This is a genomic window from Nocardioides luteus (assembly GCF_015752315.1).
GTDB lineage: Bacteria > Actinomycetota > Actinomycetes > Propionibacteriales > Nocardioidaceae > Nocardioides.
Window position 1 is genome coordinate 1,268,951 of the sequence record NZ_JADOVJ010000001.1, and the last position, 21,829, is coordinate 1,290,779.

Below are 21,829 nucleotides of genomic sequence, written 5' to 3' on the forward strand. Positions count from 1 at the left end.
TGGGGGAGACGGTCATGCCGACCGCAGACGTACGTGCTCGGGGCCGATCGCGGCGATGTCGGGGGTGCCGAGCAGGCACATCGCCCGCCGCAGCTCCTCGACCAGCAGCGTCAGAGTGGCGTCGACCCCCTGCCGGCCACCGACCATCAGGCCGTAGAGATAGGGGCGGCCGATCAGCACGCCGCGGGCGCCGAGCCCGAGTGCCGCCGCGATGTCGCCGCCGGAGCGGACGCCGGAGTCGAGGTACACCTCGGTCCGGTCGCCGACCGCGTCGACCACCGCCGGCAGCAGCTCGAGCGGCACCGGCGCCCGGTCGAGCTGGCGGCCGCCGTGGTTGGAGAGCACCAGTGCATCGGCCCCGGCCTCGACGCAGGCGACCGCGTCGGCGACCGAGAGCACGCCCTTGACCACCACCGGGCCGCCCCAGTGCTCCTTGAGCCAGCCGATGTCGGAGGGCCGGATCGCCTGCTCGCGCAGCTCGTTGGACATCCCCCACCGGCCGTAGTGGGACCCCTCGGGGAAGGTCGCGAACCGCAGCGGCTCGGTGGTCAGGATGTTCGCGACCCAGCCGGGGTGGCGGGCCATGCCCGCGAACGTACGCAGGCTCAGCTGCGGCGGGATCGCGAACCCGTTGAGCTTGTCCTTGCGCTTCATCCCGGTCACGGTCGTGTCGATGGTCAGCATCAGCGCCTCATAGTCCTGCTCGGCCGCCTCGGCAAGGTGCTCGAGCGTCACCGAGCGGTCCTTCATCAGGTACACCTGGAACCAGTTGCGTCCCTGCGGGGCGGCGCGGGCGACGTCGGTGATCGAGGTCGTGGCGTACGTCGAGAGCGTGTAGGGCAGCCCGGCTGCGGCCGCCGCCGCGGCGACCGTCCGCTCGCCGGTGTGGTGGCTGAGCCGGGTGTAGCCGGTCGGCGCCAGCACGATGGGTGCCGCCGCGGGCCGTCCGAGGATCGTCGTACGCACCTCAGGCTCACCCACCTGGCCGAAGGCGGTGGGCCGCAGCTCCACGCGGTCGAAGGCCTCCCGGTTGCGGCGCATCGCGTGCTCGGCGTCCGAGCCGCCGTAGACGTAGTCCCAGACCGCCGCCGGCACCCGCCGGCGGGCGGCCCGCTCCACGTCGTCGACGCCGAGGCAGCGGGCCAGCCGGCGGTCGGCCGCGCGCCAGCGGAACGGACGCGGGCGCAGGAAGGGCGCGAGGTCGCGCCATCGGGGGACCTGCCGGACGACTTGCCGGACAACGTGGGGATCGGCGGCCACGCTCTGGACTCCTCATCACTCATCGGATAAGTTCTTCACTTGTCATACAACTTAGCCCATCGAGGAGCATCCCGCCATGGCCGCCGACCGCATCACGTCACTGACGCTCTCCCACGTCGTCCTCCCGCTCGAGAACCCGGTCAGCGACGCCAAGGTGCTCACCGGGCGGCAGAAGCCGCTCACCGAGACCGTCCTGCTCTTCGTCGAGGTGAGGACCGAGCAGGGGTTCGAGGGCATGGGCTTCAGCTACTCCAAGCGGGCCGGTGGCCCGGCGCAGTACGCCCACCTCAAGGAGATCGCCGAGGTCGCCATCGGTCAGGACCCCTCCGACATCGCCAAGATCTACGAGTCGCTGATGTGGGCCGGCGCCTCGGTCGGCCGCAGCGGCGTGGCGACCCAGGCCGTGGCCGCTCTCGACGTGGCGCTCTACGACCTCAAGGCACGTCGCGCGGGCCTGCCGCTGGCCAAGCTCCTCGGCGCCCACCGCGACTCCTGCCGCGTCTACAACACCTCCGGCGGCTTCCTCCAGGCGAGCGTCGAGGAGATCAAGGAGAAGGCCACCGCCTCGCTCGAGGCCGGCATCGGCGGCATCAAGATCAAGGTCGGCCAGCCCGACTGGGCCGAGGACCTGCGTCGCGTCGCCGCGCTGCGCGAGCACCTCGGCGACACCCCGTTCATGGTCGACGCCAACCAGCAGTGGGACCGTGCCCGCGCCCGCCGGATGTGCCGTGAGCTCGAGCAGTTCGACCTGATCTGGATCGAGGAGCCGCTCGACGCCTGGGACGCGGTCGGCCACGCCGACCTGTCGCGTACGTTCGACACCCCGATCGCCACCGGCGAGATGCTGACCTCGGTGCCGGAGCATATGGCGCTGATCGACGCCGGCTACCGCGGCATCGTGCAGCCCGACGCGCCGCGCATCGGCGGCATCACCCCGTTCCTGAAGTTCGCCACGCTCGCCGCCCACGCCGGCCTCGCGCTCGCGCCGCACTACGCGATGGAGATCCACCTGCACCTCGCCGCGGCCTACCCGACCGAGCCGTGGGTCGAGCACTTCGAGTGGCTCAACCCGCTCTTCGAGGAGCGCATCGACATCCACGACGGCCGGATGTGGGTCCCGGACCGCCCGGGACTCGGCTTCACGCTCAGCGACCAGATGCGCAAGCTCACCGTGGAGATGGCTAAGTTCTCGGCATGACTCTCAGCGCCGGGCTCGCCGACCGCGTCGTCTCCGGGATCAAGGACCAGATCCTCGCCGGGGACCTCGCCCCGGGGGCGAAGCTGCCCTCGGAGTCCGACCTGGTCGCGACGTACGGGGTGTCGCGGACCGTGGCGCGCGAGGCGGTGACCCGCCTGCGTGCCGAGGGCCTGGTCGAGACCTTCCAGGGCCGCGGGTCGTTCGTCCTGGCGGTCCCGGCGCCCTCGCCGTTCGCGCTGGAGTCCTCCGCGATCCGTACGCAGCACGACGTGCTCGACATGGTCGACTTCCGGCTCGGCGTGGAGTGCGAGGCGGCGGCCCTGGCGGCCGCCCACCTCGACGAGCAGGGCTCGCGCACCATCGAGGAGGCGCTCGCCGCGCTGGCCACCGCGCATCCCGACGGCGCGGTGGAGGCCGACTTCGCCTTCCACCGCGCCGTCGCGGCCGCCACCGGAAACCGCTTCTACCTCGACCTGATGGACTCGCTGGGCCCGATGATGATCATGCTGCCGCGCACCCGGCTCGGCGACGCCTACTCGCCCAGCGACGCGCTCCACGTCGAGCGGGTGCAGCGCGAGCACGACAACATCGCCACCGCCATCCTCGCCGGTGACGCCGACACCGCCCGGGCAGCGATGCGGGTGCATCTGGGCAGCACCCGCCGGCGGCTGCTGAGCAGCTGAGCCGCTACATGTGCTCCCCGAGTGGGGTGAAGCAGAACTTCCCGCCCGCCAGACGCTCCTCGGGCCCCTGCGGGCCGTCGTCGACCGCGTCGCCGAGCAGCTCCGCGGCGTACATCTCGGAGTCGTCCTGCGGGTGGTAGCCGATCGCCTCGCCCTCGGCCAGCGACCACCAGCGCCGGGTGTTGCGGGAGATGCCCCACACCACCCGGAAGCCGGGTTCGGGAGTGGCCAGGCACGCCTCGAGGAGCCGGGCACCGTCGTCGGGCGACATCCACGTCCACAGCGAGCGGCGGTCCCACGGCTTCTCGAAGCACGAGCCGATCCGCAGCGCGGTCACGTCGATGCCGTAGCGGTCGTGGAAGAGGCTGCCGAGCGCCTCCATCGCGACTTTGCTGACCCCGTAGTAGGTGTCGGGTCGGGGGAAGGCGTCCGCGGGGAGCCCACCCTCGGGGGCGTTGTCGAGGTCGTAGAAGCCGGCCGCGTGGTTGCTGGAGGCGAGCACGACCCGCGCCACCCCGGCGTCCCGGGCGGCCTCCAGGACCACCCGGGTGCCGTCGATGTTGGCCGAGAGGATGCCGTCCCAGGGCGCCTCGACGCTGATGCCACCCAGATGGATGACCGCCTCGACGCCCTCGCACGCGGCGCGCATCGCGGCCGCGTCGGTCACCGACGCCTCGATGATCTCGACGGCCTCGCCCTCGGCGGGGTCCTCGGGACGTACGACGTCGAGGAGGCGCAGCACCCGGCCCTCACGGGCGAGCCGGGTGCGCATCATCCGACCCACGCCACCGCTGGCCCCGGTGATCAGTACGACCTGGCTCATGCGCTGCGCAGCTCCTCGACGGCGTCGATGTAGGTGCCGAGGTCGGCGCCGTGCTTCTCGATGACCGACCTGGTCGCCTCGCGCCAGGGGGCGAGGTCGGTGATCTCGTTGATCGTGACACCCTCGCCGCGCAGCTTCTCCAGGTCGGCCTCGACCTGGGCGTCCCACTTCTCGCGCTGGAACGGTGCGGCCTCGTCGGCGGCCTTCTGGAGGGCCTCCTGGTCCGCGGGGTCGAGCCCGTCCCACACGTCCTTGTTGATGAGCAGCACCTCGGCGACGCGCATGTGCCGGTCGAGGGTGTAGTTCTTCGCGACCTCGTAGTGGGAGGCGGAGTAGTAGGACGGCTCGTTGTTCTCGGCACCGTCGAGCAGGCCGCTCTGCAGCGAGCTGTAGACCTCGCCGTAGTCCATCGGGGTCGGGGAGCCGCCCAGGGCCTTGACGAAGTCGATCTGCACCTGCGACTCCTGCACCCGGATCTTGAGCCCCTTGACGTCGGCCGGTGCCTTGATGGCCTTCTGGGAGGTGTAGAAGCTGCGGGCGCCGGGGTCGAAGTAGCCCAGGCCCTTGAAGCCGGCGCCCTCGGCCTCGCCGAGCAGCTTCTTGCCGTTCTCGCTGTCCAGGAAGCGCCACAGGTGGTCGGCGTCGTCGAAGAGGTACGGCAGGCTGAACAGCCCCATCGCGGGCACGAACTCGCCCATCGGGGCCGAGCTGATCCGGGTCATCTCGATCGAGCCCATCTGCACCTGCTCGATCGCGTCGGACTCCTCGCCGAGCTGGGCGTTGGGGTAGACCTGGATCTTGATCCGGCCGTCGCTGTACTTCTCGGCCAGCTCGGCGAACTTCTTGTCGCCCAGCGTGGTCGGGTAGTCGTCGGGGTGGGTCTCGGCCAGCTTGAAGGTCGTCGAGCCGCCGCCTCCGCCGGTGCCGCGCAGCGACCCGCCGCCACAGGCGCTGAGCGCGAGGCCGCCGGCGACCGCCGCGGCACCGAAGGCGCCGGCCTTGAACAGGGACCGCCGGGCGACCGGCGTGGGGGATGAGGTGTTCATGGTTGGTTCCTTTCGATGGTGACTACTTGGCCGAGCTCACAGCCGGGCTCATTGGCCCAGCGCATCGGGAAGGGCGAGGGAGAAGAACGGGACGTACGTGATCAGCAGCAGGACCACGAGCATCGGGATGAGGAAGAGGCCGACGGTCTTGATGACCTTCTCGATGGACGTACGTCCGATGGCGCAGCCGACGAAGAGGACGTTGCCGACCGGCGGGGTGATCAGGCCGATGGCCAGGTTGAAGACGAGCATGATCCCGAACTGGACGGGGTCCATGCCGAGACCGGTGGCCACCGGCAGCAGGATCGGCGTCATGATCACGATCAGCGGGGCCATGTCCATGATCGCGCCGAGCACGAGCAGCAGCAGGTTGATCAGCAGCAGGACCACGACGATGTTGTCGGAGATGCCGAGCAGGGCGTCGGTGGCCAGCGCCGGCACCTGCAGGAACGCCAGGAAGTAGCCGAAGGCTCCCGCCGCCGCGATGATGAACAGCACCACGCCCAGGGTGCGTAGAGCGCTCTGCAGGATCGGGATCATCGCCTTGAGCGGCAGGTCGCGGTAGACGAAGAAGGTCAGCACGAAGGCGTACAGGCAGGCGATCGCCGCCGACTCGGTCGCGGTGAAGATGCCGCTGAGGATGCCGCCCAGGATGATCACCGGCATCAGCAGGCTGAGCAGCCCCTCGCCGATGATCTTCGGTACGTCCGCGAGCGGGACCAGCTCCTCCTTCGGGTAGCCGCGCCTGACCGCCAGGATGTAGGCCATCACCATCAGCGAGGCACCGAGCAGGAGCCCTGGGACGACGCCTGCGGTGAACAGCGCGCCGATGGAGACGCCGCCGGCGGCCATCGAGTAGATGATCAGGTTGTGGCTCGGCGGGATCATGACCGCCTGGGTGGCGCCGGAGACGGTGACCGCGACCGCGTAGTCGGTGTCGTAGCCGCGCCGCTTCATCATCGGGATGGTCACCGACCCGATCGCGGAGACGTCCGCGACCGAGGAGCCGGACAGGGCGCCGAAGAAGGTGCTGGCGCCGATGTTGACCATCCCGAGACCGCCGCGGACCCAGCCGACGAGCAGTCCGGCGAGGGCGATCAGGCGGCGGGAGATGCCGCCGGCGCCCATGATCTCGCCGCCGAGGATGAAGAACGGGATGGCCAGCAGGGCGAAGGTGTCGAGACCGGCGACCATCCGCTGGCCCACGACGGTCAGCGGGAGGCCGATGTAGAGGGCCTCGAAGAGGGCGGCCAGGGCGAGGGCCAGGGCGACGGGGATGCGGAGCAGGATCAGGACGACGAAGCTGCCCAGCAGGATGGCGATGGCGAGGGGATCGATAGGCATGGGGGACTCCTCCGGCTCTCGGCGGCTCAGTCGATCGCGGCTGTGTCGTCAGGTTCGGCGTAGCGCTGGGTGCTGATGCCGAAGGCCTGGAGGACGGTGTAGAGGACGAGCATGGCGCCGGCGACCGGCATCGCGAGGTAGAGGACGCTGCGCGGGAGCCCGGTCCCGGGCAGCGTCGCGGCCCGGGCGTCGACGACGAACTGGCTGCCCTGGACGATCAGGAAGAGCCCGAAGCCGAGCAGCAGCACCTGGACGACGCGGTCGATCACCGACCGGAGCGCCGCGGGGAACCTGTCCACCAGGAAGGTCACCGCGATGTGGGCGCCCTCGCGGAAGCCGATCGTGGCGCCGAGGAACCCGACCCAGACCAGCAGGATCCGGGCGCTCTCCTCGCTCCAGCTGGGGGAGCTGCTCAGCACCTCGCGGCTGAACACCTGCCACAGCACGATCAGCAGCGTGGCGACGAGGCAGAGGATGCAGAGGGCCTCGAAGACCGTGTCGACCGCGCGCCAGGCGCGCCTGAGCGTTCGGGTCTCAGGGGATGTGTTCATGCCTTCGCTCCGTCCTCGTCTCGGCGGTGGGGCACCTCGGTCGCCGCGGCGAGCAGGTGTTGCCTGTCCGCACCCGCGAGCCCGAGGTGGTAGAGGTGGATCTGGTCGATCCCGGTGTCGACCAGCGCCCGCAGGTGGTCACCGAAGGCGTCCTCGGTCGTGGGCGGGAGCACGGTGACGTACGCAGCGGCCGCTGCCCTGCCGTCGACCGCCTCGACCAGCCGGCGCCCGGTCTCCACCGACGCCTCGGTCGTCGGCCAGCAGAAGGAGACGACCAGGTCGACGTCGTCGGCCGTGGTCGGAGTGAGCCCAGGGCTGGCGCCGGTGGCCCAGGGGTCGGGCTGGGCGTGCAGGGCGATCTCGGCGATGCCGGGGGCGGCCTCGCGGACGGCCGCGATCACCCGGTGGCGGAGCGCGTCGGCCGCGGCGTGGCGGGACTCGAGGATGACCTCCAGTGCTCTCGGGTCCACGGGCTCGCCGGAGGGGCTCGCGCCGGTCGCGGCGCGCAGGCCCGCGACCGTGGCCTCGGCGTCCAGCCCGCGGCCGGTCCAGTCCGCGCGGCAGGCCGGGCAGCAGCAGATGGAGAGCAGCTCCTGGGTGGCGTCGTCGTAGGCCCCGTCGGTCTTCTCATGGTGGCCGCCGTGGCCGAACCCGAGCTGGCCGCACGCCTCCAGGACGGCCGTGGTGGTGGGGGTGTCGCGGACGGCCTCGGCGGCGAGGGTCTCCGCGTAGCGGCGGACCTCCTCGTGGCGGGGGCACAGGGCGTAGGGGTAGGGCTCGTCCCAGCAGTTGACGACCGCGAGGTCCGGGTGGGCCTCACCGAGCCGCGTCGAGTGGGTCAGCACGATCCAGGCGGCGACCTCGAACCCGGCCTCGGTCAGGAGCGCGGCGGCCTCCCCGAACGGGTCCTCCGCGGCCACCCAGGTCGCCGCCGGCGGCACCAGCCGGGCGCCGTCCCAGGCCTCGGGGCGGACCGGGCGGTAGAGCGCCGCGCTGTGGGCCTCGACGATCCGGTGCTCCGGGTGGAGCGGGGTCGCGGCGCGGGTGGTGTGGTACGCCGCCGCGAGGGCGACCTTCGTGACCCCGAGGCCCCGGGCGCGATCGGCGAACGAAGGATCGCCGATCACGTCCCAGGGGTAGGCATAGCCGACGACCGGAACGGTGCCGGTCCTTCCCGAGTCGGTCTCTGTCACCGGTGTCTGCTCCTGCCAGGCGATGTTCCGTGGGCGGAGCCGAGTGTGGCCCCGGTCACAGGAGACTGTCAGGATGTGCGATTCGTGTCCAAGCCACTTATCGCATCAGGCGATACCCCGAAGGCATCGACCGATCGGTCACCAGCGCGAGGTGTTCGGCGTGAAGTCCGGCTCGAACGACCGCATGTAGACCGTGTCCTCACGGCGGCGCACCCCGCAGGTGAGGTACTGCTCGTGCAGCACGCCCAGCAGGTCACGGTCGAGCTCCACGCCCAGGCCAGGACCCGTCGGCACCGCGATGGAGCCGTCGGTGAAGTCGAGCACCCCGGGACGTACGACGTCCTGGGTCTTCCACGGGTAGTGGGTGTCGCAGGCGTAGGTCAGGTTCGGGGTCGCGGCGGCCAGGTGGACCATCGCGGCCAGCGAGACGCCGAGGTGGGAGTTGCTGTGCATCGACAGGCCCATCCCGAAGGTGTCGGTGATGCCGCCCAGCAGCGCCGACCGGCGCAGCCCGCCCCACAGGTGGTGGTCGGAGAGCACGATCTGGACCGCGTCCACCGCGATCGCGGGTTTGAGGTGCTCGAAGGCGATGACGCACATGTTCGTGGCCAGGGGTACGTCGGTGCGGGCTGCGACCTGGGCCATCCCCTCGATCCCGGGGGTGGGGTCCTCGAGATACTCCACGACACCGGCGAGCCGCTCGGCGACCTTGACGGAGGTCTCCGGCGTCCAGGCGCCGTTCGGGTCGAGCCGGAGCGGCAGGTCGGGGAAGGCGTCGCGGAGCGCCTCGATCGCGGCGCACTCCTCGTCGGGATGGAACACCCCGCCCTTCAGCTTGAGCGAGCCGAAGCCCCAGCCGTCGACCATCCGCCTCGCCTGCGCGACGATCTGGTCGGGGTTCAGCGCCTCGCCCCACGCGTCGCCGGGCTGCCCCGGGTGGCCGGCCCACTTGTAGAACAGGTAGCCGCTGAACGGCACCCGGTCGCGTACCGCGCCACCGAGCAGGTCGCTGACCGGTCTGCCCGCCTCGCGGGCGACCAGGTCGAGGCAGGCGACCTCGAAGGGGGAGTAGACCGTGTCGACCGCCGAGGAGACGTCGAGCATGCCGCCGAAGGAGGCACCCGCCCCGCCGGTCTCCTTGCCGAGCACGCCGACGACGAGCCGGCGCAGGCCGTGGGTGTCGTAGGGGTCGTGCCCGGGCAGGGCGGCGGCGACGGCGTCGAGGCGAGCGAGGTGGGTCTCGTCGGCGTACGTCTCGCCGAGGCCGACCAGGCCGGTGTCGGTGTGGAGCTCGACGATCGCGCGCAGCGCCCAGGGCTGGTGGACGCCGACCACGTTGAGCAGCGGCGGGTCGGCGAACGCGACCGGTGTGACGACGACCTTCGAGACCCGGCTTCCGTTGGGCCCCGCGCTCATGCGGTCGGCTTCACGGCGAGGACGGGCACGGCGGCGTCGAGCAGGATGCGCTGGGCGTCGCTGCCCAGCAGGGCCTTGCCGACCGGGGAGCGCCGGCGCAGCCCGATCACGATCAGCCGGGCACCGGTCTCGGCGGCCAGCGCGTCGAAGGTCTCCACGACGTCGGCTCCGTGCGTGGTGTGGTCGACGCGGGCGCTCACCCCGGCCTCGGTGGCCCGGGCGACCAGCTTCGCCGCCGTCTCCTCGTCCACCAGGTCGGCGTCCACGGTGGCCCCGCGGCGCGGGCTGTTGACGATGACGACGTCGTCGCCGCGCGCCGCCGCCTCGGCCAGGCCGGCCTCGAGGGCCGCCTCACCTACCGGTGTGGGTACGTAGCCGATCAGGATGGTCATGGTGTGCCTCTCTCAGCGGGCCCAGCGGGCTCAGCGGGACGGGGTGTCGACGTGGTCGCGGTCGGCCGGGGCGGCGACGGTGGCGGCCTTGCGCCGGGCCAGGATCGCCTTGGCCGCGGGCCAGAGGGCGACCAGGACGAAGGCGGCCAGGATGGTTCCGGAGATCGGCCGGGTGAAGAACCCGGTCGGGTCGCCGTCGAAGATCAGCATCGAGCGGCGTACGCCGTCCTCGACGATCGAGCCCAGGACGAAGGCGAGCACCATCGGGCCGGGCTCGAAGCCGACCTTCTTCATCAGGTAGCCGATCAGGCCGAAGACGATCATCACGAAGATGTCGAAGGTGGAGTTGTTGATCGTGTAGACGCCCAGGATCGTGATCAGCGCGGTGATCGGGGCCAGGATCGCCGGGCGCACCCGCAGGATGCGCACGAAGATGCCGACCAGCGGGATGCTCAGGACCAGCAGGATCAGGTTGCCGATGTACATCGAGTTGATGACGCCCCAGAACAGGTCGGGGCGCTCCTCGACCAGCTGCGGCCCGGGGGAGATGCCGAGGATGAGCAGGGCGCCGAAGAGCATCGCCATCGACGCGTTGGCCGGGATGCCGAGGGTCAGCAGCGGGATGAACGAGGAGGTCGCGGCGGCGTTGTTGGCGGTCTCGGGGGCCGCGACGCCCTCGATGGCACCGCGCCCGAAGCGCTCGGGGTTCTTCGAGATCCGCTTCTCCGTGGCGTACGCGGCCAGGGAGGACATCACCGCGCCACCACCGGGCAGGACGCCCAGGACGAAGCCGATCAGCGAGCCGCGGCCGATCGCGCCGGAGGACTGCTTGAGGTCCTTGCGGGAGGGCCAGATGTTGGCGACGGCGGCGGGGACGTGGGGCTTCCCGTGGCGCTCCTCGAGGTTGTAGAGGATCTCGCCGACGCCGAAGAGGCCCATCGCGACGACCACGAAGTCGATGCCCTCGGTCAGCTGCAGGCTGCCGAAGGTGAAGCGCTCGGCGCCGCTGAAGCTGTCGCGGCCGATCGTGGCCAGCAGCAGGCCGAAGGCGGCGGCGAGCATGGCCTTGAGCTTGTTGCCGTTGCCGATGGTGGCGACCAGCAGGACGCCCAGCAGGGCCAGGGCGGCGTACTCCGGGTCACCGAAGCTGAGGGCCCATCCGGCGATCAGCGGGGCCACCAGCGTCAGGCCGAGGATGGAGACTGTGGCGCCGATGAAGGAGCCGATCGCGGCGATGCCGAGGGCGGTGCCGGCCTTCCCCTCCTTGGCCAGGGCGAAACCGTCGAAGACGGTGACGACCGAGGAGGCCTCACCCGGCAGCCGGAGCAGCACCGAGGTGATCGTGCCGCCGTACTGGGCGCCGTAGTAGATGCCGGCCAGCATGATGATCGCGGAGACCGGGTCGATGCTGTAGGTGATCGGCAGCAGGATGGCGATCGTGGCCGCCGGCCCGAGGCCGGGGAGTACGCCGATCAGCATGCCGATGAGCACGCCGATCAGGCAGTAGAGCAGGTTCTGCGGCTCGGTGACGAGCCCGAAGCCGTCCAGGAAGGCGTTGACGTCCATGGTGGGGGCTCCGCTCAGAACAGGTGGGGCAGCGGGATGCGCAGCCCGTAGAGGAACAGGAAGTAGAACGCGGCGACCGTCGCGACCGAGGTGATGACCGTGCTGCGCCAGGACTCGCCGCCGAGGAACCTCAACCAGACGACGCACAGCAGCAGCGAGGGGATCTCGAAGCCGATCACCGGCATCAGCAGGGCCAGGACGATGAAGGTGACCAGGCCGACCGCGGGGAGCACGCTGGAGCGGGTGAACTTCTCGCTGTCGGTCAGCCGGCGACCGACGACGAGCAGCGCCGCGGCCATCAGGGCGATGGCGATGCTGACCACGAAGGGCCACAGACCCGGCCCGGGCTGGCGCAGCGACCCCAGGCCGTAGCCGTAGGAGAGGACCGCGCCGCCGATGCCGACGACGAGGGCGACGAGCGCACCCACCACCTGATAGACCGGTCCGCCCGCCGGAGGCCGTTCCTCCTCCAGGTCGTGGGCCACCTCGGCCTGGATCTCGGCCAGGATGTCCTGCTCAGGAGAGGGGGTACGTTCGTCGCTCATCGGCATGCTTTCGTCGTGTGGGGCGGGGTCAGCTCGCGCCGAGGTTGAGACCGTACTGCTCGACCAGGTCGGCGAACCGCTTCTTGTCCTCCTCGAGCTGGGTCACCACCTCGTCGCCGGAGATCTCCATCGGCGTGAGGCTGTTCTGCTTGTTGAAGGCCTGGTACTCCTCGGTCTTGAACGTCGCCTGCATCGCCTCGGCGATGGCGTCCTTGACGTCGTCCGGGGTGCCCTTCGGGACGGTCATGAAGCGGTACTGCGCGACCTCGACGTCGAGACCCTGCTCCTTCGCGGTCGGGACGTCCGGCAGGTAGTCGACCCGCTCGGGGCCGAAGACGCTCAGCGGGGTCAGCTTGCCGGACTCGATGTTCTCGATCGCCTCGCCGACCTGGATGCACGCGGTGTCGACCTGGTTGCCGAGCACGGCGGTCAGGGCAGGCGCGCCGCCGTCGAACGGCACCGCCTCGGCGTCGACGCCGGCCGAGGCGTACGTCAGGCCGCAGGAGAGCTGGGCACCGGTGCCGACGCCGGTGGTGCCGTAGGTGACCTTCTTCTTCGCCGCCTTGATGTCGTCGAGGGTCTTGAAGCCGCTCTTCGGCCCGGTGACCATGACGTAGTCGTCGCGGGAGACGCCCTGGACGACGTCGAAGTCGTCGAGGCTGGTGGCCTCGTCCTCGCTGACGGCCAGGGGAGTGATCGCGAACAGGGAGGCGTTCTGGATGGCGATGGTCTGACCGTCGGCCTTGGCCTTGGCGACCTTGTTCGCGGCGAGCGCACCGTTGGCGCCCTCCTGGTTGATCACCGGGAAGGAGGTGCCGAGCTCGTCGGAGAGGCCCTTGGAGACCGCCCGGCTGATCAGGTCGCTGGAGCCACCGGCCGAGGCACCGACGTACATCTCGACGTTGCCGGAGGGGTACTCCTCGCCGCCGCTGCCGCCGCCGGTGGTGTTGGAGACACCGCAGGCGGAGAGGGCCAGTGCCGCGACGCCGGCGGTCGCGGCGAGAAGGTGGGTGGTCGTACGCATCGTTGCTCCTAGTTCCGTCGTGTGACCACCGACACTAAGAGTCTTGGCGATACCGGTCCAAGCCCGTTTCAGCATGGAGTGTTCCACCTGGTGCATCGTGGTCTACGCTGACCGAATGATCACGCTCGACCAGGTGCGTTCGTTCGTGGCGGTTGCCGAGGAGCTCCACTTCGGCCGGGCGGCGGAACGCCTGCGGATGACCCAGCCTCCGCTGTCGCGACAGATCCAGAAGCTGGAGAAGGCCGTCGGCGCGCGGCTGCTCGAGCGCGACAACCGCCGGGTCGCGCTCACCGGTGCCGGAGCCGCCTTCCTCGACGAGGCCTACCGGATGCTCAACCTGGTCGAGAGCGCCGGTGACCTCGCCCGTCGCGTCGACGCCGGTGCCGCCGGTGTCGTCCGTCTCGGCTTCACCGCCGTCTCGGCCATCTCGATCCTCGGGCCGCTGCTGCGCCGGCTCACCGTCGAGCTCCCCGACGTCGAGGTGCGGCTCTCCGAGCGGGTCACCCTGGCCCAGGTCGACGGCATCCGCCACGGCGAGATCGACATCGGCCTCGCCCGCCCACCCTTCGACACCGAGCTGCTCTCCTCCCGGGTGATCTCCCGCGAGCCGCTGATGGCCGTGCTCCCGAAGGGCCATCCCCTGGCGGACGTCGACCGTCCGCTGACGCCCCAGGACTTCGAGGGCCAGCCCGTCATCGGCTACCACCCGCAGCAGTCGCGCTACTTCCACGAGCTCTCCGTACGCTTCCTCGCCAACGCCCACCCCCGCATCGAGCAGCGCGTACACCAGGTCCTCACCGCCATGCTCCTCGTCTCCGCCGAGCGTGGCGTCGGCTTCGTCCCCGTCTCCGCCAGCTCCCTGCACGTCGAAGGCGTCGTCTTCCACCCCATCGAGCACGGCGGCGGAGACACCCGCCTCGACAAGGACCCCGAGCGGCCGGTCGAGCTGCATGCGATCTGGGCAAGGGGGTCTGTCAGTCCGGTCGTACGCCGGGTTCTCGACGTGATCGTCGAGGTGAGTCGGTAGGCGGGTTTGCCCCGGCGGGCGGTTGGGCGCTGGAGTGTCTCGAGAGGCTGATGGCCGCCGACCCGTTACGGAGGGTGTTCTCGCCGGTTCCCGGAGTCAAGGACGGCCTGCGGCCGCCGGCTTCGCCGGTCGCCTTCGGCGATCCTTGACACCGGGCTCCGCCGAGAATTTGGCTGGCTATCGGGTCGGCGGCGGGGTTTGGCGCGGATTCCATTGGTTGCGTACGTGCTCGGCGATCCGGGCTGGGGAATTCTGTCGGGCGAGGGGCTGCTCGCGCTTTTACTAGACGATGACGCCTTGCGAAGGCTTCACAAGGACGAGCAGGACTCATTCAGGTGCGTCGGGTGAATCGGATGCGTCGGTCCGGGAGTCGCTCGTAGGTGTAGTTGGGGTCGTGGATGCGGCGATGGTCACTGGCACACAACAAGACCAGGTTGGCCATGTCGGTCTTGCCGCCTTGGGACCAGGGTTTGAGGTGGTGGGCTTCGGTCCACGCGGCGGGTGCGTCGCAGTCTTCGGCTTGGCAGCACTTGTCGCGTAGGCGGAGTGCCCGGTGTTGGACGGGGTGGGCTAGGCGGGTGGTGCGGCCCAGGTCGAGGATTTCGGAGTCGGTGCCTAGGACGACGGGGATGAGGTCGGCGTTGCAGGCCATCCGGCGGGCTTCGGCGGCGGTGATCTGGTCGCCGTGGAACCCGAGGGCCGCGGTGCCGAGGTCCTTGCGGAGGTCCTCCACGCGCATGGTGATGAACACCGTGGTCGCATGCCCACCGTGGCGGGGCAGATTCTCCACGTCGTAGGTCTCGATCACGCGGGCGAAGGCCTGGCCGAGCAGCCGGTCGTAGGGCATCTTGATGCCCTTGTCCTGGGCCGAGAGCTTTCGGGGCTGGGCCAGCGAGTCCAGGATCGTGCGCAACCGGGCCCCGATGGCGCGGGTGACCCGGGCGTGGATGTCGATGGTGCCGTCGCCGTTGTCGCGGGAGGAGAAGAAGGTGCGTCGCTGGGCGTGCTCCTCTTCTCGCTGCAGTGCTTTGGCTTCCGCGGCCTCGAACCGGTCTGGGTTGATCTCGGCGAGGATCCGTTTGCCGACGATCCTCAGCTCGTTGGCGGTCAGCCGGGTGGCGTGGTCGACCAGGAGCTTCTCGGCCGAGGATCAGGTCCTCGGCACTCGCGGCCGGGTCGGCCTCGATCGCGTCGAGGGCCTTGGTGATGACGCGGGCCTTGTCCTGCGACACGATGCCCTGGGCCAGGCCCGCACTCACCAAGTCGTACTTCGCGACACTCGCGGCGAGTTTCACCTGGGCTCGCGCGACGGCCTTGTCGACGAGCAGCTCGGTCCGCAACCACCCCGAGGCGTCCTTGGCACCGGTCTCCTCGGCGATGTCACCAGCCGACGCGAGCACCCGGAGCTTCAATGCGGCCTGCTGGGCCTGGAGCTTCTCGAGTCGCTTGAGTAAGTCCTTCTTCTGCCCGGTCTGCCAATACGCCGGATCGGACGCCAGCAGTTCAAGGAGAGAGGTTTCGATGGCGGTCAGGGCGGCGTCGATCGCGTTGCTGGGGTTGGTGCCCCAGTGGTCGATCTCGTGGCCGAGACTCATCGCGTCCCTCCCTTCAGAGGTGTGCTGTGATGGGTCTGATTCTACTCGCAAAGCACCCACTTGAACACCTATTTGTCCAGGTCAGGCTGCTTTTTCGCGGTCAGCGAACGGTCTCGTTCCTGTGGATGGTAAGTGGCCCGGAGGGCCACCATCCCTCCCCCAAAGCAGTCCGGTCCAGTACAAGAATCTCGCTGCGCCACACCCGGGCCGCCGCCCCGATAGCCAGCCAAATCTTTTCTCGATCTGGTCCGGAGTCCAGGACCGCCGAAGGCGGCCGGCGTAGCCGGCGCCCGAAGGGCGTCCTTGACGCCGGAGCAGATCGAGAAGACCCTCAAGAACGGGTCGGCGGCCCACGCCAGCCCTGGGGAACGGTTACGCACCCGGTGGTCTCGACAAGCTCGACCACCGGGTCATCACTGGTCCGTGACACACAAAGTCGCGGCCCATCGAGAAGACCCGCGAGAACGGGTCGGCGGCCACGCCAGCCCCGGGGAACGGTTACGCACGGGGTGGTCTCGACAAGCTCGACCACCGAGGGCGTCGCGGTGCTCCGGCATCACCCTGCAATGCCCCCAAGGCATCAAGAGATTCAAATTCGGGCTTGGACAGGCATCACCGAACGTTCCTAACGTGATGGTCACCACCTTCCCCCTCAGCAACCCAACATCTGAAGGACGTGACTCGTGACCGAGTACAGCCCGACCGACCTGGCCGCCCAGCTCAAGAGCGGGCTCCTCTCGTTCCCGGTCACCCATTTCACCGAGGATCTGCAGTTCGACGAGGAGGGCTACCGCAAGCACCTGAGCTGGCTGGCCGAGTACCCGGTGGCAGGGCTCTTTGCGGCCGGCGGCACGGGGGAGGGCTTCTCGCTGAACCCGGAGGAGACCGACCAGGTCGTACGTGCCGCCGTGGACGAGGTCGCGGGGGCCGTTCCGGTGCTGGCGCCGGCGACGGGCAGCACGGCCACCGCGGTGGCGCAGGCGAAGGCGGCGGAGGCCGCGGGGGCGGACGGGATCCTGCTGATGCCGCCCTACCTCACCGAGGCCGGGCAGGCCGGGCTGGTCGAGCATGCCAGCCGGGTCTGCGAGGCGACCGGTCTCGGCGTGATCGTCTACAGCCGTGCCAACGCGGTGCTGCGCGACGAGGCCGTCGCGCAGCTCGCCGACCGCAACCCCACGCTGATCGGCTTCAAGGACGGTGTCGGCAACATCGAGCAGATGACCCGCACCTACGCCCGGGTCGGTGACCGGCTCACCTACATCGGCGGCCTGCCGACGGCGGAGACCTTCGCGCTGCCGCTGCTGCAGCTCGGCGTGAGCACCTACTCCTCGGCGCTGTTCAACTTCGCGCCGAGGTGGGCGATCGAGTTCTACGATGCCGTACGTGCCCAGGACCGCGACGAGGTCTACCGTCGTCTCAACGAGTTCGTGATCCCCTACCTCGACATCCGGGACCGTACGGCCGGCTACGCCGTGTCGATCGTCAAGGGCGGTCTGGCCGCGATCGGCCGGCCCGCGGGCCCGGTCCGGCCGCCGCTGACCGACCTGCGCGAGGACGAGATCGCCGAGCTGCGCGACCTGATCGCCCGCATCTCCTGACGCCGACCGCCCCGAGACTGCACCGAGACAGACCCGATAGGAAGGGACCATGAGCCACCGCTCGATCATCGCCGGAGCCGACTCCGAGCAGCCCGACGTCACCGCCGCCACCAGCGCCGCGGCGGAGGCCTTCGCCGGCTACCGTGCCACGTCCCCCGAGGCCCGGGCGGACTTCCTCGACGCCGTCGCCGCCGAGATCGAGGCGGCCCGCGCCGAGATCGTCGAGGCCGCCGTCGCCGAGTCGCACCTGCCCGAGGGGCGGATCAGCGGCGAGGTCGGCCGCACCACCGGCCAGCTCCGGATGTTCGCCGGCGTCGTACGTCGCGGCGACCACCTCGGCGTACGCATCGACCCGGCTCTCCCCGACCGGACCCCGCTCCCGCGCGCCGACATCCGGCAGCGCCAGATCCCGCTGGGGCCGGTCGCGGTCTTCGGCGCCAGCAACTTCCCGCTCGCCTTCTCCACCGCCGGCGGCGACACCGCCTCGGCGCTCGCGGCCGGCTGCCCGGTGATCGTCAAGGGTCACCCGGCGCACCCGCTCACCGGCTACCTGGTCGCCCAGGCGATCACCCGCGCGGTCGAGAAGGCCGGCCTGCCCGCCGGCACCTTCTCCTTCCTCCTCGACACCGACTTCAAGGGCGGCATCGAGCTCGGCCAGGCCCTGGTCGTCGACCCGCGGATCAAGGCCGTCGGGTTCACCGGCTCCCGCGGCGGCGGGCTCGCAATCGCCGCGGCAGCGGCCGCCCGGCCCGAGCCGATCCCGGTCTACGCCGAGATGTCCTCGATCAACCCGGTCGTCGTCCTCCCGGGCGCCCTCGATGGTGACGTCGACGCGCTCGCCACGGCGTACGTCGGCTCCCTGACCCTCGGCTCCGGCCAGTTCTGCACCAACCCCGGCCTGCTCTTCCTTCCGAGGGGCGAGGCGGGCGACGCCTTCCTCGCCGCCGCCGGCCGAGCCACCGCCGAGGCCGTCGGCGCCACCATGCTGACCCCCGGGATCGCCCAGGCCTACGAGGCAGGCATCGAGAAGCTCCGTGCCACCGACGGCGTCACCGTCGTCGGCGAGGGCACCGCGGGCGACACCGACGCCCCCGCGCCCCAGATCGTCGAGGCCGCCCGCCTGGCCGGCGTGACCGACGAGGTCTTCGGCGCCTCCGGCGTCGTGGTCCGCTTCGACACCGTCGAGGACCTCCTGCCCAGCCTGGACTCCCTCGAGGGCCAGCTCACCGCGACCGTCCACGCCACCGACGCCGACCACGAGGCCGCCGCCCGGGTCGTCGAGGCCCTCGAACTCAAGGCCGGCCGGATCCTCTTCAACGGCTGGCCCACCGGCGTCGAGGTCGGCCACGCGATGGTCCACGGCGGCCCGTTCCCGGCCACCTCCGACTCCCGCACCACCTCGGTCGGCAGCCTCGCGATCGAGCGCTTCCAGCGCCCAGTCGCCTACCAGGACGTCCCCGCGGCGCTCCTCCCGGAAGCCGTACGCGACGACAACCCGTGGCACCTCGCCCGCCGCATCGACGGGGAGCTGCAGCTGCCATGAGCACCAACCCGACCATCGCGAAGGTCGAGGTCGTCTCGGTCGCCGGCCACGACTCGATGCTGCTCAACCTCAGCGGCGCGCACGCGCCCTTCTTCACCCGCAACATCGCGATCCTCACCGACTCCGAGGGACGCGAGGGCGTCGGCGAGGTGCCGGGCGGCGAGCCGATCCGCCGCACCATCGAGGAGGCCGCCGAGCTGCTCGTGGGGCAGCCGGTCACCCGCTACCGTAGCCTCTTGCGCCAGGTCTCGGACACCTTCGCCGACCGCGACGCCGGCGGCCGCGGAGCCCAGACCTTCGACCTGCGTACGACCGTCCACGCCGTCACCGCACTGGAGTCCGCGCTCCTCGATCTCGCAGGTCAGGCCCAGGGTGTGCCGGTCGCCGAGCTGCTCGGCGACGGCCAGCAGCGCGACTCCGTACCGATGCTCGGCTACCTCTTCTACGTCGGCGACCCCGACCGGACCGACCTGCCCTACCTGCGCGAGAAAGACGCCGCCGACGACTGGGACCGCCTCCGCCGAGAGGTCGCGCTGACCCCCGAGGCGGTCGTACGTCTCGCCGAGGCCGCCCAGGCCCGCTACGGCTTCGCCGACTTCAAGCTCAAGGGCGGCGTCCTCGCCGGTGAGGAGGAGGTCGCCGCGGTGACCGCCCTCCACGAGCGCTTCCCCGACGCCCGGATCACGCTCGACCCCAACGGCGGCTGGCTGCTCGCCGACGCGGTCCGGCTGCTGAAGCGCAAGGACGACGTGCTCGCGTACGCCGAGGACCCCTGCGGCGCCGAGGGCGGCTACTCCGGGCGCGAGATCATGGCCGAGTTCAAGCGCGCCACCGGGCTGCGTACGGCGACCAACATGATCGCCACCGACTGGCGCCAGATGTCCCACGCGATCCGCACCAACGCCGTCGACATCCCGCTCGCGGACCCGCACTTCTGGACCATGTCGGGCTCCGTCCGCGTCGCGCAGCTGTGCCACGAGTTCGGGCTGACCTGGGGCTCCCACTCCAACAACCACTTCGACGTCTCGCTGGCCATGTTCACCCACGTCGGTGCCGCCGCGCCGGGGGAGATCACCGCCCTGGACACCCACTGGATCTGGCAGGACGGCCAGGGGCTGACCGAGTCGCCGCTGGAGATCCGCGACGGCGCGATCGCGGTGCCGACCGCGCCGGGGCTCGGGATCCGGCTCGACCGCGACCGGGTCGCGGCCGCGCACGAGCTCTACCTCGAGCACGGGCTCGGCGTACGCAACGACGGCGTCGCCATGCAGTACCTGGTGCCGGGGTGGACCTTCGACCCCAAGCGCCCGTGCCTTGTCCGCTGAGCTCGCCTGGCTCCTGCTCGCCGGCATCGGAGCGGGACTGACCGGCTCCGTGGCCGGTCTGGCCTCGCTGGTCAGCTACCCCTCCCTGCTGGCCGCGGGGCTGCCGCCGGTCGTCGCCAACGTCACCAACACGGTGGCCATGTTCGGCGTCACCGGCGGCACCGTCGCCGGGTCACGGCGCGAGCTCCGCGGCCAGGGCCGGAGGATCGCCTGGCTGGCCCTGGCCTCCTTCCTCGGCGGCGCGGTCGGCGCGGCCCTGCTGCTCACCACACCCGCCGAGGCGTTCGAGGCGGTCGTGCCCTGGCTCGTCGGCGGCGGCGCGATCCTGCTGCTGCTCCGCGACCGGATCCGCCTCTGGACCGCGGCGCTCGCCACCAGGAGAAGGCCACGGCAGGATCCGGTCGACCACGAGGGGCGGCATACCGTCGCCCGCGGCCTCGCGTGGGGAGCGGCCGTGTTCGTGCTCGGCATCTACGGCGGCTACTTCGGCGCGGGCGTCGGCATCATCGCGCTCGCGGTCCTCGTCCTCGAGCGCACCGAGGCCCTGGCCGTCACCAACGCGGTCAAGAACGTCGCGACCGGCGTCGCCAACGGCACCGCCGCGGTCGCGTACGTCTTCTTCGCCCCCGTCGACTGGCCCGCCGCGGTCGCGCTCGGCGTGGGTGCCGTGCTCGGCGGCTTCCTGGGGCCCGCGATCGTCCGGGTCGCCCCCGAGCGACCGCTGCGCTGGCTGGTCGGCCTTGCCGGCCTGGGCCTGGCCGTGCACCTCGCCACCAGCTGACCCCGGTAGGCTCCGGCCGTTGTCACGGGTCGACAGAAGGACGAAGCGAACATGGGTTCGAGCATCACCGCAGCGCGCGGCCGGGCGCGTGCGCTGGTAGACAACGACACGTTCCAGAAGGTCATCATCGGCGTGATCATCCTCAACGCGGTGGTCCTCGGTGTCGAGACGATGGTGCCCGAGCACCTCGCCCACGAGCTGGCGATGCTCGACAGCGTGCTGCTCGGCGTCTTCGTCGTCGAGCTGGTGCTGCGGCTGGTGGCGTACGGCCCGAGGTTCTTCCTCGACCCGTGGAACATCTTCGACACCGCGATCGTGGCGATCGCCCTGGTGCCCGCCACCGGCCCGATGTCGGTGCTGCGGGCGCTGCGGATCCTGCGGGTGCTGCGCCTGGTCAACTCGGTCCCGTCGATGCGCCGCGTCGTCGACGGCCTGATCAACGCGGTGCCGGGGATGGGCGCGGTCGCGGGGCTGCTGGGGCTGATGATGTACGTCGCGGTGGTCATCTCGACCAACCTCTACGGGGAGATCGCGCCGGAGTACTTCGGCGACCTCGGCACCAGCGCGTTCACGCTCTTCCAGACCATGACCGGTGAGGCCTGGCCCGACATCGCCCGCGAGGTGATGGCCGAGGACCCCTCGGCGTGGATCTTCTTCGTCGTCTTCATCCTGGTGATGACCTTCGCGGTCCTCAACCTCTTCCTCGCCGTCGTCGTCTCCGGCATGGAGAGCGTCGAGAGCCTCGCCCGGCACGAGGAGGAGTCCGACGCCGAGATGATGGCCGTGCTGACCTCGCTGCGTGAGGACCTCACCGCTGTACGCGAGGAGCTGGCCTCCACCCGCGCCGAGCTGCAGAGCAGCCGCTCGGAGGTCTGAGCCGCGGTCGGTCACCGGCCCATCCCCGTGACCACAACGACCA

The 21,829-nt window shown here is 70.6% G+C and carries 21 protein-coding genes; 9 read left to right on the forward strand and 12 right to left on the reverse strand.

Features of this window, described 5'->3' with window-relative positions; genetic code table 11:
• Positions 1 to 12: 12 nt before the first annotated feature.
• The gene (locus HD557_RS06075) at positions 13 to 1,260 is read right to left on the reverse strand and encodes an alpha-hydroxy acid oxidase (RefSeq protein WP_196873235.1); all 1,248 of its coding nucleotides are present in this window, start codon (positions 1,258 to 1,260) and stop codon (positions 13 to 15) included.
• Between the two features lie 76 nt (positions 1,261 to 1,336).
• On the opposite strand from HD557_RS06075, the gene HD557_RS06080 reads away from it, so the two are divergent.
• Together HD557_RS06080 and HD557_RS06085 are read left to right on the forward strand one after the other, a co-directional pair.
• A complete protein-coding gene (locus tag HD557_RS06080) occupies positions 1,337 to 2,458 on the forward strand; it encodes an L-talarate/galactarate dehydratase (RefSeq protein ID WP_196873236.1) in 1,122 nt (373 codons plus the stop codon).
• Positions 2,455 to 3,141: a FadR/GntR family transcriptional regulator gene (locus tag HD557_RS06085; protein WP_196873237.1), complete on the forward strand. Its 687-nt coding sequence runs from the start codon at positions 2,455 to 2,457 to the stop codon at positions 3,139 to 3,141. The genes HD557_RS06080 and HD557_RS06085 overlap by 4 nt, the downstream gene beginning before the upstream one ends.
• Before the next feature lie 4 nt (positions 3,142 to 3,145).
• Here the strand turns inward: HD557_RS06085 and HD557_RS06090 are convergent, their stop codons facing one another.
• The 10 genes from HD557_RS06090 to HD557_RS06135 all read right to left on the reverse strand — a co-directional run bounded on the left by HD557_RS06090 (position 3,146) and on the right by HD557_RS06135 (position 13,041).
• A complete protein-coding gene (locus HD557_RS06090) occupies positions 3,146 to 3,964 on the reverse strand; it encodes an NAD-dependent epimerase/dehydratase family protein (protein ID WP_196873238.1) in 819 nt (272 codons plus the stop codon).
• Entirely contained in the window at positions 3,961 to 5,010 is a 1,050-nt protein-coding gene (locus HD557_RS06095) for a TRAP transporter substrate-binding protein (protein ID WP_196873239.1), read from the reverse strand. Before HD557_RS06095 ends, HD557_RS06090 begins: the two co-directional genes overlap by 4 nt.
• 48 nt (positions 5,011 to 5,058) lie before the next feature.
• A complete protein-coding gene (locus HD557_RS06100) occupies positions 5,059 to 6,354 on the reverse strand; it encodes a TRAP transporter large permease (protein WP_196873240.1) in 1,296 nt (431 codons plus the stop codon).
• A gap of 26 nt (positions 6,355 to 6,380) precedes the next feature.
• Positions 6,381 to 6,905 carry a TRAP transporter small permease gene (locus HD557_RS06105; RefSeq protein ID WP_196873241.1) on the reverse strand — a complete coding sequence of 175 codons (525 nt, stop codon included), beginning with the start codon at positions 6,903 to 6,905 and terminating at the stop codon, positions 6,381 to 6,383.
• A complete protein-coding gene (locus HD557_RS06110) occupies positions 6,902 to 8,098 on the reverse strand; it encodes a hypothetical protein (protein ID WP_196873242.1) in 1,197 nt (398 codons plus the stop codon). Before HD557_RS06110 ends, HD557_RS06105 begins: the two co-directional genes overlap by 4 nt.
• Positions 8,099 to 8,236: 138 nt before the next feature.
• Positions 8,237 to 9,514, reverse strand: a complete 1,278-nt coding sequence (locus HD557_RS06115; protein ID WP_196873243.1) for a glucarate dehydratase family protein — start codon at positions 9,512 to 9,514, stop codon at positions 8,237 to 8,239.
• On the reverse strand, positions 9,511 to 9,906 hold the full coding sequence (locus tag HD557_RS06120; RefSeq protein WP_196873244.1) for a universal stress protein: 396 nt from the start codon (positions 9,904 to 9,906) through the stop codon (positions 9,511 to 9,513). The genes HD557_RS06115 and HD557_RS06120 overlap by 4 nt, the downstream gene beginning before the upstream one ends.
• A gap of 30 nt (positions 9,907 to 9,936) precedes the next feature.
• On the reverse strand, positions 9,937 to 11,472 hold the full coding sequence (locus HD557_RS06125; protein ID WP_196873245.1) for a tripartite tricarboxylate transporter permease: 1,536 nt from the start codon (positions 11,470 to 11,472) through the stop codon (positions 9,937 to 9,939).
• A gap of 14 nt (positions 11,473 to 11,486) precedes the next feature.
• Complete coding sequence (locus tag HD557_RS06130; RefSeq protein WP_231380195.1) at positions 11,487 to 12,017, reverse strand: tripartite tricarboxylate transporter TctB family protein; 531 nt, start codon at positions 12,015 to 12,017, stop codon at positions 11,487 to 11,489.
• 28 nt (positions 12,018 to 12,045) lie between these two features.
• Positions 12,046 to 13,041: a tripartite tricarboxylate transporter substrate binding protein gene (locus HD557_RS06135; RefSeq protein ID WP_196873247.1), complete on the reverse strand. Its 996-nt coding sequence runs from the start codon at positions 13,039 to 13,041 to the stop codon at positions 12,046 to 12,048.
• A 115-nt stretch (positions 13,042 to 13,156) separates the two neighbouring features.
• Here HD557_RS06135 and HD557_RS06140 point away from each other — a divergent pair, with 115 nt between their 5' ends.
• Positions 13,157 to 14,068, forward strand: coding sequence for a LysR family transcriptional regulator (locus tag HD557_RS06140; protein ID WP_008362292.1), 912 nt, complete (start codon positions 13,157 to 13,159; stop codon positions 14,066 to 14,068).
• A 331-nt stretch (positions 14,069 to 14,399) separates the two neighbouring features.
• Here the strand turns inward: HD557_RS06140 and HD557_RS28085 are convergent, their stop codons facing one another.
• Complete coding sequence (locus HD557_RS28085; RefSeq protein ID WP_307785737.1) at positions 14,400 to 15,200, reverse strand: HNH endonuclease signature motif containing protein; 801 nt, start codon at positions 15,198 to 15,200, stop codon at positions 14,400 to 14,402.
• Here HD557_RS28085 and HD557_RS28090 point away from each other — a divergent pair.
• The 6 genes from HD557_RS28090 (at position 15,148) to HD557_RS06170 (ending at position 21,786) form a co-directional block, all read left to right on the forward strand.
• Positions 15,148 to 15,522, forward strand: a complete 375-nt coding sequence (locus tag HD557_RS28090) for a hypothetical protein (protein ID WP_231380196.1) — start codon at positions 15,148 to 15,150, stop codon at positions 15,520 to 15,522. The genes HD557_RS28085 and HD557_RS28090 overlap by 53 nt on opposite strands.
• 824 nt (positions 15,523 to 16,346) lie before the next feature.
• On the forward strand, positions 16,347 to 17,261 hold the full coding sequence (gene kdgD / locus HD557_RS06150) for a 5-dehydro-4-deoxyglucarate dehydratase (RefSeq protein ID WP_196873248.1): 915 nt from the start codon (positions 16,347 to 16,349) through the stop codon (positions 17,259 to 17,261).
• Positions 17,262 to 17,310: 49 nt separating this feature from the next.
• A complete protein-coding gene (locus HD557_RS06155; protein ID WP_196873249.1) occupies positions 17,311 to 18,804 on the forward strand; it encodes an aldehyde dehydrogenase (NADP(+)) in 1,494 nt (497 codons plus the stop codon).
• The gene (locus HD557_RS06160; RefSeq protein ID WP_196873250.1) at positions 18,801 to 20,129 is read left to right on the forward strand and encodes an enolase C-terminal domain-like protein; all 1,329 of its coding nucleotides are present in this window, start codon (positions 18,801 to 18,803) and stop codon (positions 20,127 to 20,129) included. Before HD557_RS06155 ends, HD557_RS06160 begins: the two co-directional genes overlap by 4 nt.
• Positions 20,119 to 20,910: a sulfite exporter TauE/SafE family protein gene (locus HD557_RS06165; RefSeq protein WP_196873251.1), complete on the forward strand. Its 792-nt coding sequence runs from the start codon at positions 20,119 to 20,121 to the stop codon at positions 20,908 to 20,910. The genes HD557_RS06160 and HD557_RS06165 overlap by 11 nt, the downstream gene beginning before the upstream one ends.
• Before the next feature lie 51 nt (positions 20,911 to 20,961).
• Entirely contained in the window at positions 20,962 to 21,786 is an 825-nt protein-coding gene (locus HD557_RS06170) for an ion transporter (protein WP_196873252.1), read from the forward strand.
• The last annotated feature ends 43 nt before the right edge of the window (positions 21,787 to 21,829 follow it).